We start from the raw sequence: 12,799 nt of genomic DNA on the forward strand, positions 1-12,799 counted from the left end.
CAACGACAGGCAGTGGAGGGCGCCGTGAGCACGGGCGATATCCAGGACCCCTTTGTCAATTTCAACTTCAAGGTCGAACTCGACGGGATCATCCGCGTCGGCTTCCACGAGGTGAGCGGCCTCGACGCGACGGTGGACGTGGTGGAGCACCGCGAGGGCGGCTGGAACATCACCCCCTACAAGTTCCCCGGTCAGGCCAAATTCGCCAATATCATGCTCAAGTGGGGCATGACCACCGACACCGAACTGTACGACTGGCACCGGCAGATCGTCGAGGGCGACATCGTCCGCAAGAACGGCGCGGTGCTGCTCCTGGACCGGCGCGGCGTGGTCACCTCGCGCTGGAACTTCGTCCGCGCCTGGCCCACCAAGTACACCGCCCCGCCACTCACCGCCGAGTCCAACGACATCGCGATCGAGACCCTGGAACTGGTCCACGAGGGCCTGGAGCGGGTGCAGTGACCATGTTGCGGATCGAACACGACTTCACCCTCCCGGTCGGACTCCTCGGCGACGACGGCACGTTGCACCGCGACGGCACGATGCGGCTGGCCACCGCCGCCGACGAGATCCTGCCGCTCGCCGACCCGCGCGTGCAGCGCAACCCGGCCTATCTGTCGGTGATCCTGCTCAGCCGGGTGGTCACCAGGGTGGGCGCGGTCGAGACGGTCACCCCGCGCACGATCGAGACGCTGTTCGCCGCCGATCTGGCCCACCTCCAGGACCTGTACAACCGGATCAACAGCGTGGACGAGCCGGACTCGGCGACCGAGGGGTCCTGTCCGAACTGCGGCGAGGAGGTCCGTCCGGGCCACGAGCGCCTGGGGGGATCCGCGGATATCCGGTCGATCGGCTGAGGGAGGAGATCGCCTTCGTCGCCTACCACCTGCACTGGTCGCACGCCGAACTGATGGACCTCGACCACGCCGAGCGTCGCCGATGGGTGGAGCGGGTGTCGGCGATCAACCAGCGCCTCAACGAGGCGGCGGGCGGCGGTTGACGTCGGATGGGGGAGCGCGGAGCGCGAGCCCGCGCGGCGGGCGTGGATGTGCGTACGAGCACCGGGCGCATCGGAGCACCGGTCGTGAACGTGGGTATCGGGAAGGGAGTTCGACCGTGATCGTCACGGGAGCGCGTCCGCCGTCGGCGGGGTGGCCGGTTCGGGCGGCGGCCTCCTCGATGCTTGCCGCCGTTCGTGCCCGGGTCGAGCCGGGCGCCGCGCGGGACCGGGCCAAGCGGGTCGAGGGGCGCGTGTCCGGGGCCGCGTTCGTGCTGCGGGTGGCGCCGCGTGCGCCGAGGCCCCCGAAGGCGCGGGAGATTCCCGTGCGGGTCGCGGACGTTCGGCGGTGTGCGCACGTGCGGCTCGATGTGCGGGTGAGCCTGCCGCCGATGGTGGCGCTCACGCGGGTCGAGCGGGTCGACGCGGGTGGGGTGGCCGGGTCCGGGGTGGTCGGCGGGCCGCCGGTACCGGTGTTGCGTACCGGGTCCGCCGGGGGCGGGGTGGTCGAACGGGCGCGTGCGACACGCCGGTTGTACGAGCGGGGGGCCGGGCACGGTCGGCGGATCGAGGAGCCGGGCGGCCGGCCGACCCCGACGTCGCGCGGCGCGGGACCCACCACGCCCGGGGCGGCGCCCTACGCACGGCCCCGGAGCGTGTTGACGTTCGCCGCCCCCGCCCGACCCGAGCCCGCCCCGGCCGCCGCGCCCGGGTATTCGGCCGATCCGATCGCCCGGGACCGGGCCGCGCGGCCGGATCGCGCCGCCCCGGCCGCGCCCGCGCTCACCTCCGCGGATCTGCCGCGCCTGGTGGACGGCGTGGTGCGGGAGATCGATCGCCGGGTGCTCGCCCGCCAGGAGCGTCGGGGGTGGAGCCGATGACGGTCATGGAACGTGCGACGATCACCGATTCCGTCACCGGCAAGGTCACCCGCGTGTTGTTCAACCCGGAGGACTACACGGTCGACCGGCAGACCACCTACGCCCAACTCCCGGTGCCCGGACTGTCCGCGCCGATCGTGCAGTTCGTGCACGGCAACGCGCAGACCCTGGAGATGGAACTGTTCCTCGACTCCCTGGAGGCGAACGACCAGGCGGGCGCGGGCAGCGACGTGCGGATCCTGGTGCGGCGCGTCGTCGACCTGATGAACATCGACCCCACGCTGCACGCCCCGCCGCCGCTGGTGTTCGCCTGGTCGAGTCTGACCTTCACCTGCGTACTGACCCGGGTCGCGCAGAAGTTCGTGATGTTCAAGCCGGACGGCACCCCGGTGCGGGCCCGACTGAGCGTCACCTTCAGCGAGTTCCGCAACGTGGACATGGAGGCGAAGGAGGTCAAGCGGCAGACCTCCGACTACACCAAGGCGCATACGGTCGTGGCCGGCGAGACGTTGCAACTGATCGCCTGGCGCGAGTACGGGTCCGCCTCCGCGTGGCGGCCGATCGCGCTGTACAACGGGCTGGACGACCCGCGCGTATTGGCCGTCGGCGACACGCTGCACATCCCGCGCCTGCCGTACCGGGACCGGGGTACCGACGAGGTCTTCGACGCGCCGCCGCCGGAGGTGCCGGCATGACCGTATTCCCGTACTACGCACCGGAGATGCGGCTGCGGTTCGCCGGGCGGCCCGCGCCGGCGGCGGTGCGCGGCTCGGTCACCGGGGTCACCTGCCAGACGGGCATGGGCGACGCGGACCGCCTGGAGGTCTCGCTCGCCAACGAGGCGCTGCGTTGGCTGGACGATCCGCTGTTCGGGCTCGACACCGAGGTGAGCATCGCCCTGGGCTACGCGCCGGACGAGCCGCGCCGGTTGTTCACCGGCGAAGTGGTGGGCAGCGAGGCGACGTTCCCCGCCGACGGCATCCCGATGTTGCGGGTGATCGCGCAGGACCGTCGGACCCGGCTCGCCGCCGCCTCGCCCGCACGCTGGTTCGGGGTGCCGGTGCCCAAACTCGGCGTGCTGCCGCTGCCGGACCCGGTGGTCGCCCCGCTGCTCGCGGTCGAACACGGGATGATCCCGCTGCTCGACCCGCTGGGCGCGTTCCTTTCCGCCGCCCTGGGCGTGGTCGACGTGGTGGCCTCGGTCGAGGACCCGAGCATGCGGCAGCGGGTGGTGCGGCGGCAACACTCGGAGACCACGCTCGACTTCCTGCGGAAGATCGCCGCGGAGAACGCGTGGGAGTTGATCGTCGAGCACGACAGCGAACCGTCGGGATTCGTGCTGCGGCTGATGTCGCCCGCCGCGTATCTGTCGCCCGACGTGAGCCTGCGGTACGGGAGTTCGCTGATCGAGTTCAACCCCCGGATCAGCACCGTCGGCCAGGTGGGGCGGGTCTCGGTGCGGGTTTGGCGGTCGGAGGTCGGCCTGGAACTGACCATCGCGGTCGGCTACGACTGGGACCGCCGGGCGCTGACCATCGAGGTGGTTCCCGGATTCCGGGGGCCGGAGGGTCGGGGCGGGCCCGCGCGCGAGGTGTTGCTCGTGGACGAACCGGTGACCATCGCCACCGCACCGCGACTGATCGTGTCCAAGCTGCTGCCCCGGCTGAACCGGCGTACCACCGCGAGCGGTTCGTGTGTGGGCGACCCGCGGATCACGGCGGGTCGGGTATTGCGGATCGAAGGCGTGGGGGAGACGTTCGGCGGCCTGTGGCGAGTGGTCTCGGCCCAGCACACCCTCGACGGCGGCGGCTACCGCACCTCCTTCGACCTGCGCAAGGAGATCTGGTTCGGCGGCATCCCGCCCGCCGCACAGGGCGCGGTCCGCGTGCAGGGCGGGCTGTTGTCGCTGCCCGCGCCGAACTCGTAGGTGGGTGACGCGACTTGCCGCAGACCCGATCCGTCACCGACGACCGGCCGCGCCGTGCGCGGACCGGCCCGATGTTCCGACCGCTCGACCTCCCGGGAGGACCGGCATGTTCGAACCGCTTTTCGACGCCCTCGACGACATCCACGAGTCGGACAGCCCCCGGGTGACCGGCGTGGCGCCCGCGACCGTGGTGGACAACCTCGACCTGACCGGGGCCGGGCGGGTGCAGATCCGGTACGCGTGGCTGCCGGGTGTCGAGCCGTGGGCGCGGGTGTGCGCGACGGTGGCGGGTGACGGGTCGGGCGTGTGGTTCATGCCGCAGCCCGACGACGAGGTCCTGGTCGCGTTCCGCAACGGCGACGTGCGCGAGCCGTACGTGCTCGGCGGACTCTGGACGATGACCTCGCGCCCGCCCGCGGCGCTGCCCACCGACTCGATCACCAAGCGCATGATCCGCACCCCCGTGGGCCACGAGATCGCCATCGACGACCTGGTGCAGAAGCTCACGCTGACCCACACCCTGGGCCACTCGATCGAGATCGCCGCGGACGGGATCACCCTGTCGGTGGCGGGCGGCGCGGCGAAGATCTCGCTGAGCGCGTCCGGCGCGGTGAGCATCACCGGCACCCGCTCGGTGGAGGTGACCGGCCTGGATGTGAGCGTCAAGGCCGGCAACGGCCTGACGGCGAACGCGACTCGGGCGGACGTCCGGGCCGCCGCCACATGCAGCATCCAGGGCGCGCTCGTGAAGATCAACTGACTCGCCGGACCGGGCCCGCGCGTGCGCGCGCCGTCGGATCCGAACGCACCCCGACCCACCACACCCGAGGAGGCAGCCGTGCCCGCAGCAGCGCGTGTCACCGACCCCACCGGTCACCCCGGCATGGTCGCGGGACCCGGCGTGGCCACCGTGCTGATCGGCGGCCTGCCCGCCGCCGTCCAGGGCGACATGCACGCGTGCGCGTTCCCGCCGCCGGCCGCGCACCCGCCGTCGCCGTTCACCAAGGGCTCCGCGACGGTGCTCGTCGGCGGTCGCGGCGCGCTGCGGCAGGGCGATCTCGCCGGCTGCGGTGCGCCCGTGGTGGCCGGCGCGCCGACCGTGCTGATCGGAGGCTGACGGTGGCCGAACCGAGCGCTCCGCTGAATCCGGATCCCGCGCGGCGCACCCCCGACGACGCCGCCGTGCTGGGGCGGGGCTGGGCCGCGCCCGCGCACCTGGATCCGCTCGGCGAGGCGGCGCAGACGTCCGGGCCGGAGAAGGTCCGCCAGTCGGTGCTGCTGATCCTGGGCACCAGGCGTGGCGAACGTGTGATGCGCCCCGACTTCGGCGCGGGCCTGGAGGACCTGCTGTTCGAACCGGTCACCGCGGCCACCGCCGCCGTGGTGCGGTTGCGGGTGGAACAGGGCCTGATCGCCTGGGAACCGCGGATCGACGTGCTCGGCGTCGAGGTGTCGGTGACCGACCGCGCGGCGGGACGCCTCGACGTGAGCATCGACTACCGGATCCGCGCCACCAACACCTTCTACAACCTCGTCTATCCGTTCCACCTGCACGAAGGGGCCGCCGGATGAGCTCGTCGCGTGGGCGGGGCGAGGTGGTGGCGGCTCTGCTGGCCGTGCGGAACGGGTGGGTGCCCGATTGGCATCCGACGCCGGGCGGGCCGTCGCTCGGGGTGGCGCACGGGCTCGGGGCGTTGCTGGCCGCGCTGGAGGAGCGACTCCTCGCGCTGCCCGACCGGCAACTCGCCGCGCTCCTGGACATGGTGGGGGTCTCCCTGCTGCCCGCGCAGGGTGCCGACACCACGGTGCTGCTGCAACCGCTGCCGGGCGTGCCCGACGCCCGGGTCACCGCCGGCTCGCGGCTCGGCGCCACCGTGCCCGGACAGGACGCGCCGCTCGTCTTCGAGACCCAGGAGACGGTGGCCCTGGCCGGCGCGCCGCTGGTCGAGGTCTGGAGCGTGGACCCGGGCGCGGACGCCGCCGCCGACCACTCCGCCGACGTACTGGCCCGCCGCCCGGTCACGCTGTTCACCGGACTGCGGCCCGCGGTACGGGAGTTGTACCTGGCGCACGGCACGCTGCTCGCGTTCGCGGGACGCGCCGTCGTCGAGGTGGCGATCGCCCTCGCCCGCCCCGCGTCGACCGCGCTGCGGGTCGGCTGGGCCTGGTGGGACGGCGCCGACTGGCGGCCGTTCGCGCCCTGGGGCGACGGCGACGACGCCTCCCGCGACGGTACCGCCGGACTGACCCGCTCGGGCACGGTGCGGCTCGTCGCCCCCTGCGCGACGGCCGTGACCACGACGGTCGACGGGATCGACGGCTACTGGATCCGGGCCCGACTCGACTCCACACTCTCGGCGCGACCCGGCTTCGTGGTACCCGAGTTCGCGCACATCCGGCTCGCCGCGGAGAGCACGCATGCCCGGATCGCGCTGTTCGCGAGTCCCGCGACGGGCGCCGGGACCACGGTGACCGTGCGCGCGCCGTACGGGACGACCGCGCCGCCGACGGTGACGCTGCATGTCGCGGACACCACCGCCGGGGTCAAGGAGGACGTGGCCGGGCAGCCCGGCACGCCGCTCGCCGTGGCGGGTGGGCACGAGGGCCACACCGTACGGTTCGGCGTCACCGTGCCGCCGACCGCCGCCGACACCTTCACCGCCGGCACCGCCGCCCCGAAACCGGGCGTCGACTACTTCCCGCTCGACGACCCCGACGACCTCACCGCGTCGCTCGCCCTGGACACACCGCTGCACCTGGACCTGACCCTGCGCGCGGGACTGGCCCCGGACAAGGCGGTCGCCGACGCGCAAGCCGTCGATCTCACCCGGGCGTTCACCCCGCTGGGCCCGGCTCCGGTGCGCGGCAGCGCGTTCCACGTCGCGTGCGACGCGGCCTTCGGCAAACCCGGCGCCCGGGTGACCGTGGTGGTCGGCCGACCGCGCACCGCGGCGGAGGAGGCCGACCAGCGCACCGGCGAACTGACCGGCGGCGTCCAGAACGCCAAGGAATTCCGGGACAAGACCGTCGCCGACATCCGCGCCGTGGCGACCAGACTGGCCGCGCTCACCGCCGTCACCGGCGACCTCGGCCGGGCCGTCGTCTCGCCGCTGTCCGGCGAGGACCCGGTCGGCTGGTACACCGGGGTCAAGACACACATCCGCGACGCGCTCACCGCGCTCGGCACCGCCGCGCAGACCGAACCCGGCCTGTTCGCGGGCGTCGGCAGCGCCCGCGACCACGTCAAGGCCGCGCAGACCGCGACCGACCCCGGCCCCGACCTCGCCGCCGCGCTGACCGCCCTCGGCGGCGCTCCGCGCGCCAGTGCCGCGCTGCTCCTGGCCACCGCCGACGTGGCGGCGCAACTGTCCGCCGGGGCAAGCGCGTTGGCCGCACCGCGGGCCGCCCTCGCCCAGGCCCTGGCCGGCGGTACCGATGCCCAAGTGGTCGCCGCACACGGGCCGTTGGCGGGCGTACTCGGCACCGTGCTGGCCACGCCCACGCCCTACCTCGCGGACACGCCGCTGCCTTCCTTCCTCGCCGCCGACCCCGTCGCCTTCGTCGCCGACGTGACCGCCCGGATCGGCACGGCGAAGGCGGCCGTCGACACCCAGGTGCAAACGGCCCGCACGATCGCCACCGACCTGGAGAACCTGGCCCCCGAGGACCTGCTCAAGGCCGTCGCCGGCGCGCAGACCCCCAATCAGCTCACCGCCCCCGAGGTGACCTGGGAATACTTCGACGGCACCCGCTGGCGGGCGATCGGCGCCGCCGGCGCCCCCGCCGTACTCGCCCTGCAACGTTCGGGGGCACTGCACTTCACCGTGCCCGACGACTGGGCGAGCGCGAGCGTCACCGGCGACGAACGCCGCTGGTTGCGCGCGAGGTTGGAACGCGGCAGCTTCTCGTTCCTGCGGCAGGTCAGCTGGACCGACAAGTCCGGCGTGCTCAACTTCCTGCCCGTGGTGGAGCCGCGCCCGCCGATCCTGGACCGGTTCGAGGTGTTCTACCGCCACCTCGCCGGACCGGACGACCCGGCCCACACGCTCGCGCTCGACGACCACACGCTCGCCGACCTGACCGCCGGCCTCGCCTTCCCCGGACCCGGCGCCACGCCGTTTCGACCGATGGCCGAGACGGCCCCGAGCCTCTACCTCGGCTTCGACGGCGAACTGCCCGCCGACCGCCTCGGGCTCTACGTCGAACCCGCCGACGAGGACCCCGACGCGGTACCGGTGCGGCCCACCTGGGAGGGCTACGACGGCACCGCGTGGGTGACGCTGGCCACCGACGACGGTACGGAGGGGCTGACCCGCACCGGCGTGATCGGCCTGCTGTGGCCCGGCACCTCCGGTGCGCCCGGCGCCCCCGTCGCGGGCGCCGCCGACCACACGGTGACCCTGCTCGGGCGCGGTGCCGCGGCCCGATTCGCCCCCGGCGACCGGCTGTTGCTCACCGACCTGCGCGGCGGCGAACCGGTGACCGCGGCCGCCGCCGACGGCGAGACGCTGACCGTGCGCGACCGGCTCACCCGCGCCTTCGCCGGCGGCGAACTCCGCGACGCGCCACCGGCCCGATTCGGCACCCCCCGCACCTGGATCCGGGCCCGCTTCCCGGCCGAGGCCGACCCGCCGCAGGCGACGCTCACCGCGCTGGTCCCGGGCGGCGCGCGGGTGCGGCAGGTGCAGACGGTCACCGACGAACTGCTCGGCTCGGCCGACGGCAGCGCCGGACAGGTCTTCCAGGCCCTGCGGATCCCGGTCCTGGACGGCGCCGTGGTCGAGGTACGCGAGCTGGACGGCGACCGGGCCGCCGTCGATCTGCCGCTGCTGCAACGGGAGTTGGGCGAGCGAGCGGCGGGCGCGCTGCGCCTGGTGAGTGACCCGCGCACCGGCCGGACCACCGAGGTGTGGGTGCGCTGGGACGAACTGCCCTCGCTCGGCCTGGCCGGGCCGGCCGACCGGGTGTACGTGTGCGACCACGCCACCGGACGCCTGCTGTTCGGCGGCGACGGCCACGGCCGGGTGCCGCCGGTGGGCGCGGACAACGTGCGGCTGCGCAGCTACCGCTCCGGCGGCGGCGTGGTCGGGAACGTACCGGCCGGCGCGATCACCCAGGCGATCAGCGCGGTCGCGGTCGGCGGGGTGGCCAATCCCCGTGGCGCGAGCGGCGGTACGGACGCGGAGCGATTCCCCGACGTGCTGCGTCGCGGACCGGCGCTGCTGCGGCATCGGCGGCTCGCGCTGACCGAGGCGGACGTGGCCGCGCTGGCCCGGGAGACGGTGCCGGCGATCGCGGCGGCCCGCGCGCTGGGCGCCCGGGATCGACACGGGCGGGTGCTTCCGGGCGTGGTCCGGCTCGTGGTGGTGCCGCGCGACGGGACACCCCGGCCGGAGCCGACGGGGGAGTTGTCGCGGCGGGTCCGGGACGCGGTGGGTGCGCGGATGCCGGCGGCGGCACGTCTGGTGGTCGAGGGGGCCCGCTATTTCCCGGTCGGTGTGGCCGCGACGGTGCGGCCGACGCGGGCCGGCGACGCGGGGCCGGTCAGGGGCGCGGTGCTCGCCGACCTGGCGCTGTTCCTGCATCCGCTGGACGGCGGGCCGGGCGGGACCGGGTGGCCGTTCGGGCGCGGCGTGTACCTGTCCGATCTGGCGCGGCGGCTGGAGGCGGTACCGGGGGTGGACGTGGTGACCTCGTTGGAGCTGACCGTGGGCGGTGTGCCGGCCGGGGACGTGGTTCCGGTCGATCCGGACGCGGTGGTGTGCGCGGGTCCGCTCGCGGTGCGGTTGGCCGGGCCGGCCGGCCGGTCCGCGGGTCCCGGAAGGGAGTACTGAACCATGCCCCTGTTCCCGCCGAATCCCGACACCAGGCGATGGCCCGACCTCGTCGCCGAGGCGCGGGCGTTGTTGCCGCTGGAGAGTCCGCGGTGGACCGACCACAACCACTCGGATCCCGGCATCGCGGTGATCGAGATGCTGGCGTGGCTGGTGGACACCGACGTCTACCGGGTCTCCAGGGTGACCGACCGGCATCGCCGCAAGCTGCTCGCGCTGCTCGGCGTACGACCGGCCGCGCCGAGCGCCGCGCGCGTGGTGTTGTCGATTCGCCCCGGGCCCGGCGCACCGGCCGAACTGCCCGCCGGTCTCGGCTTCGTCGCCCACGGGGCGGACGCGCCGCTCGGCCTGGAGACCGTGGCGGCAGTACCGCTGACCGGCGCCACGGTGGCGGCGGCGGTGGTGGCGGGCACCGACGAAGAGTCCAATTGGACCGATCACACCCCCACCCTGCTCGCCGGCACCACCGTGGACGCCCTCGGCCCGGACCCGCACGTCGGCGCCGCACTGCTGCTCGGCCTGGACCGTCCGCTGCCCGAGGGCACCGCGCTGACCCTGTGGGTGGACGCCGACGGCACCGACGACCTCGACTCCGAGCCGCATCACAGCGCGCGGACCGTCTGGGAGGTGCGCTCCGGCGGCGCCTGGGTGGCGCCGGCCGAGGTCGACGACCACACCCGCGCGCTGACCCGATCCGCCGCCGTGCGCCTGCGGATCGGGCCCGGCGGACTGCCCGTCGAGCCGCTGGGCGCGGCCGGGGCCCGGGCCTGGCTGCGCTGCCGCCTCGCGCGAGGCCGGCACGACGCGGCGCCGCGGCTGCGCCGGGTGGTCGCGGACGCGGTCGAGGCGACGCAGGCGAGTACGGCGGTCGGCGCCTACGACGTCGCGCCGGGAGTGGTGGTCGGCGGAGCGGGGGCTCCGGTGGAGGGGGCCCTCACCGCGTTGACGATCACCGTGGACGACGCGCGGACGGTACGCACGGTGCGCACCGGCGATCCGGCCGCGCCGACCGTGCGGGTGCTGCGCTGGATCGCGCCGAGCGCGACGGCACCCGGGCGGCTCGTGGTCGAACTCGTCGCGGTCGGCGTCGGGGACGGCGCGCCGGAGCAGGTCTTCGCGCTGCCCGGCGGCGCGCCGGCCGAGGCGCCCCGGGTGTGGTTGGCCGATCCGGCGGGCGGTGTGGAGGCGGTGCGCTTGGTTCCGGATTCGGACGCGGCGGGCCGGACCGACCTGTCCGCCGTGTTCGACGCCCGCACCGGCACGTTGACCTTCGGCGACGGCCGCGCGGGACGGGTGCCCGAAGCGGGCCGTACGGTGCTCGCCGGCTACCGGGGCACCGCCGGGGCCCGAGGCGGCGTACTCGCGCCGCCCGCACCCGTGGCCGTCGCCGACGACGCCCGCACCCGGGTCCTGCTCGGTGGCCCGCCCGCCCCCGGCGCGCTGACCGCCGCCCTCGTCGGCGCCGCGGCGGGCGGCACCGACGCCGAGGACACCGCCGCCGCCGCGGCCCGCGCGGAACGGGCGCTGTGGGCCCACGAACGCCTGCTCGACGCGCTCACCGCGGCCGACGCCCGATCCCTCGACGACCTGCCTCGCGCGACCGTGCCACGCCTGGCCGCGCCGGAACGCGCGGTCACCCTGCCGGGCGTCGAGCGGTGCGCCCTGGACACCCCCGGCACCCGGATCGCCCGGGCCCGCGCCTTCGCCGAGACCGACCCCCGCCTGCCGGGCCTGGTCGCCGCGGGCTGCGTGACCGTCGTGGTGGTGCCGGCGCTGCCGCGCGAGCGCCCCGAACCCACCACGGGCCTGCTGCGCGCGGTCCGCCGGCACCTGGCCGGGCTGCGAACGGTCGGCACCCGGTTCTTCGTCACCGGGCCGAGCTATGTCCGGGTGCGCGCCGAGACGACGGTCGTCCTGTTCCCGGGCGCCGATCCGGCGGCGGTCGCGGCGGCGGTGCGGGCCGCGCTGGACACCTTCCTGCACCCGGTCACCGGCGGGCCGCGCGGTACGGGATGGCCGTTCGGGCGGGACGTGTATCGCAGCGAGGTGATGCGGGTGATCGACGAGGTTCCCGGGGTGGACCACGTGAGCGCGCTCGCGCTGCGCGCCGACGGCGGGCCGCCCGGGTGCGGCGGGTTGTGCGTACCGCCGACCGCGTTGGTCGTGCCGGGGCCGCACACGGTGCACGCGGTACGGGCGGAGGCGGGTCGATGAGGGTCGGTGGCGGCGCGGCGTCCACGGGGTCCGCGGATCGGGTGGTCGAGGAGGCCGGCGTGCGACTGGCCGCCGCCGATCTGCGCGACCTCACGGGCAACGAGGTGTCGAGCCTGGCCCGGCACACCCGGGCCGCGCATCGCACGTGGGGTGTCGGCGTGGGTCTGGCGGTGTGGAACATCGGCGACGGGCGGGTGCTGGTGGAGCCTGGTGTGGCGCACACCCGCCGCGGCGAGTTGCTGGTGCTCGGGGCCGACGAGGTGTCGATCGTGCCCGCGCCGGCGACCGGGCCGCTGACGCTGGTGCTGCGGGCCGAACGCGGCGGCCCCAGGGCCCGGGCGCGCTGGGTGGCGGACGGGGTGCCGGCGGACGCCGAGGATGTGCCGCTCGCGGTGTACCACCCCGACACGCAGGCGCTGGACGTCGGCGACGGCGCGCGGCGCAACGCCCGCGGACCCGGCCCGGCGGTGGTGGTCGCGGGCCGGATGGCACGGGGTGGGACGGCCGCCGAAGGGTCGCGGACGCAGTGGTCGGCCCGGATCGACTTCGCCCGCCCGTTCGCGGGTGTACCGGAGGTGTTCGCCACCGCCGAGGGACCGCCGCCGGCCCCCGCGGGCGCCACCACCGTGCAGGTCTCGGCGGTCGACGCGGCGGGATTCCGGATCATCGTGCGCCACGTGCTGCCGGACGACGGCGAGCCGAGCGAGCAGCCGAAGGTGTCCGCGGTGCCGATGGCGTTCGGGTGGACGGCGGTGCTGGCCGCCGAGGCGGTCCCGGCGCGCCCCGAGCCCCGGACCGACCCGTGCCCACCACCGTGCACCCGCCCGCCCCTGAACCTGCCCGGCCTCCGGGCCGACGTGCGACCGGGCGAGCACCCGGATCCCCGATCGAGAGGGAGGTTCGTATGACGGGCCCGACGACGGGTGGGGCGGCGTCGCCGTCGACG

Annotated in this window: 12 protein-coding genes; all 12 read left to right on the plus strand. The window is 75.1% G+C overall.

What is annotated here, in order from left to right; genetic code table 11:
* Positions 1-24: 24 nt before the first annotated feature.
* The 12 genes from EMA17_RS21605 to EMA17_RS21655 all read left to right on the plus strand — a co-directional run bounded on the left by EMA17_RS21605 (position 25) and on the right by EMA17_RS21655 (position 12,761).
* Entirely contained in the window at positions 25-462 is a 438-nt protein-coding gene (locus EMA17_RS21605) for a phage tail protein (RefSeq protein ID WP_126638722.1), read from the plus strand.
* A 2-nt stretch (positions 463-464) separates the two neighbouring features.
* Positions 465-857, plus strand: coding sequence for a hypothetical protein (locus tag EMA17_RS21610; protein ID WP_126638723.1), 393 nt, complete (start codon positions 465-467; stop codon positions 855-857).
* A 50-nt stretch (positions 858-907) separates the two neighbouring features.
* Positions 908-1,000 (plus strand): hypothetical protein, encoded by a 93-nt coding sequence (locus EMA17_RS55995; protein WP_371863030.1) that lies wholly within the window; start codon positions 908-910, stop codon positions 998-1,000.
* 116 nt (positions 1,001-1,116) lie between these two features.
* Positions 1,117-1,878 (plus strand): hypothetical protein, encoded by a 762-nt coding sequence (locus EMA17_RS21615; protein WP_126638724.1) that lies wholly within the window; start codon positions 1,117-1,119, stop codon positions 1,876-1,878.
* Positions 1,875-2,573, plus strand: coding sequence for a CIS tube protein (locus tag EMA17_RS21620; protein ID WP_126638725.1), 699 nt, complete (start codon positions 1,875-1,877; stop codon positions 2,571-2,573). The genes EMA17_RS21615 and EMA17_RS21620 overlap by 4 nt, the downstream gene beginning before the upstream one ends.
* The gene (locus EMA17_RS21625) at positions 2,570-3,805 is read left to right on the plus strand and encodes a phage late control D family protein (protein WP_126638726.1); all 1,236 of its coding nucleotides are present in this window, start codon (positions 2,570-2,572) and stop codon (positions 3,803-3,805) included. The genes EMA17_RS21620 and EMA17_RS21625 overlap by 4 nt, the downstream gene beginning before the upstream one ends.
* A 106-nt stretch (positions 3,806-3,911) precedes the next feature.
* Complete coding sequence (locus tag EMA17_RS21630; protein WP_126638727.1) at positions 3,912-4,565, plus strand: phage baseplate assembly protein V; 654 nt, start codon at positions 3,912-3,914, stop codon at positions 4,563-4,565.
* A 78-nt stretch (positions 4,566-4,643) separates the two neighbouring features.
* Complete coding sequence (locus EMA17_RS21635) at positions 4,644-4,922, plus strand: PAAR domain-containing protein (protein WP_126638728.1); 279 nt, start codon at positions 4,644-4,646, stop codon at positions 4,920-4,922.
* Positions 4,923-4,924: 2 nt separating this feature from the next.
* A complete protein-coding gene (locus EMA17_RS21640) occupies positions 4,925-5,377 on the plus strand; it encodes a GPW/gp25 family protein (protein ID WP_246126808.1) in 453 nt (150 codons plus the stop codon).
* Entirely contained in the window at positions 5,374-9,639 is a 4,266-nt protein-coding gene (locus EMA17_RS21645) for a baseplate J/gp47 family protein (protein ID WP_126638729.1), read from the plus strand. The genes EMA17_RS21640 and EMA17_RS21645 overlap by 4 nt, the downstream gene beginning before the upstream one ends.
* A gap of 3 nt (positions 9,640-9,642) precedes the next feature.
* A complete protein-coding gene (locus tag EMA17_RS21650; RefSeq protein WP_126638730.1) occupies positions 9,643-11,853 on the plus strand; it encodes a baseplate J/gp47 family protein in 2,211 nt (736 codons plus the stop codon).
* Positions 11,850-12,761 carry a hypothetical protein gene (locus EMA17_RS21655; RefSeq protein WP_126638731.1) on the plus strand — a complete coding sequence of 304 codons (912 nt, stop codon included), beginning with the start codon at positions 11,850-11,852 and terminating at the stop codon, positions 12,759-12,761. The genes EMA17_RS21650 and EMA17_RS21655 overlap by 4 nt, the downstream gene beginning before the upstream one ends.
* Positions 12,762-12,799 lie beyond the last annotated feature (38 nt).

Source organism: Embleya hyalina (assembly GCF_003967355.1).
In the GTDB taxonomy this organism is placed as follows: Bacteria; Actinomycetota; Actinomycetes; order Streptomycetales; family Streptomycetaceae; genus Embleya; species Embleya hyalina.

Coding starts and splice junctions, on each gene's coding strand:
- EMA17_RS21610 (WP_126638723.1), top strand. CDS start 465: ATGTTGCGGATCGAACACGACTTCACCCTCCCGGTCGGACTCCTCGGC.
- EMA17_RS21620 (WP_126638725.1), top strand. CDS start 1,875: ATGACGGTCATGGAACGTGCGACGATCACCGATTCCGTCACCGGCAAG.
- EMA17_RS21625 (WP_126638726.1), top strand. CDS start 2,570: ATGACCGTATTCCCGTACTACGCACCGGAGATGCGGCTGCGGTTCGCC.
- EMA17_RS21630 (WP_126638727.1), top strand. CDS start 3,912: ATGTTCGAACCGCTTTTCGACGCCCTCGACGACATCCACGAGTCGGAC.
- EMA17_RS21645 (WP_126638729.1), top strand. CDS start 5,374: ATGAGCTCGTCGCGTGGGCGGGGCGAGGTGGTGGCGGCTCTGCTGGCC.
- EMA17_RS21650 (WP_126638730.1), top strand. CDS start 9,643: ATGCCCCTGTTCCCGCCGAATCCCGACACCAGGCGATGGCCCGACCTC.
- EMA17_RS21655 (WP_126638731.1), top strand. CDS start 11,850: ATGAGGGTCGGTGGCGGCGCGGCGTCCACGGGGTCCGCGGATCGGGTG.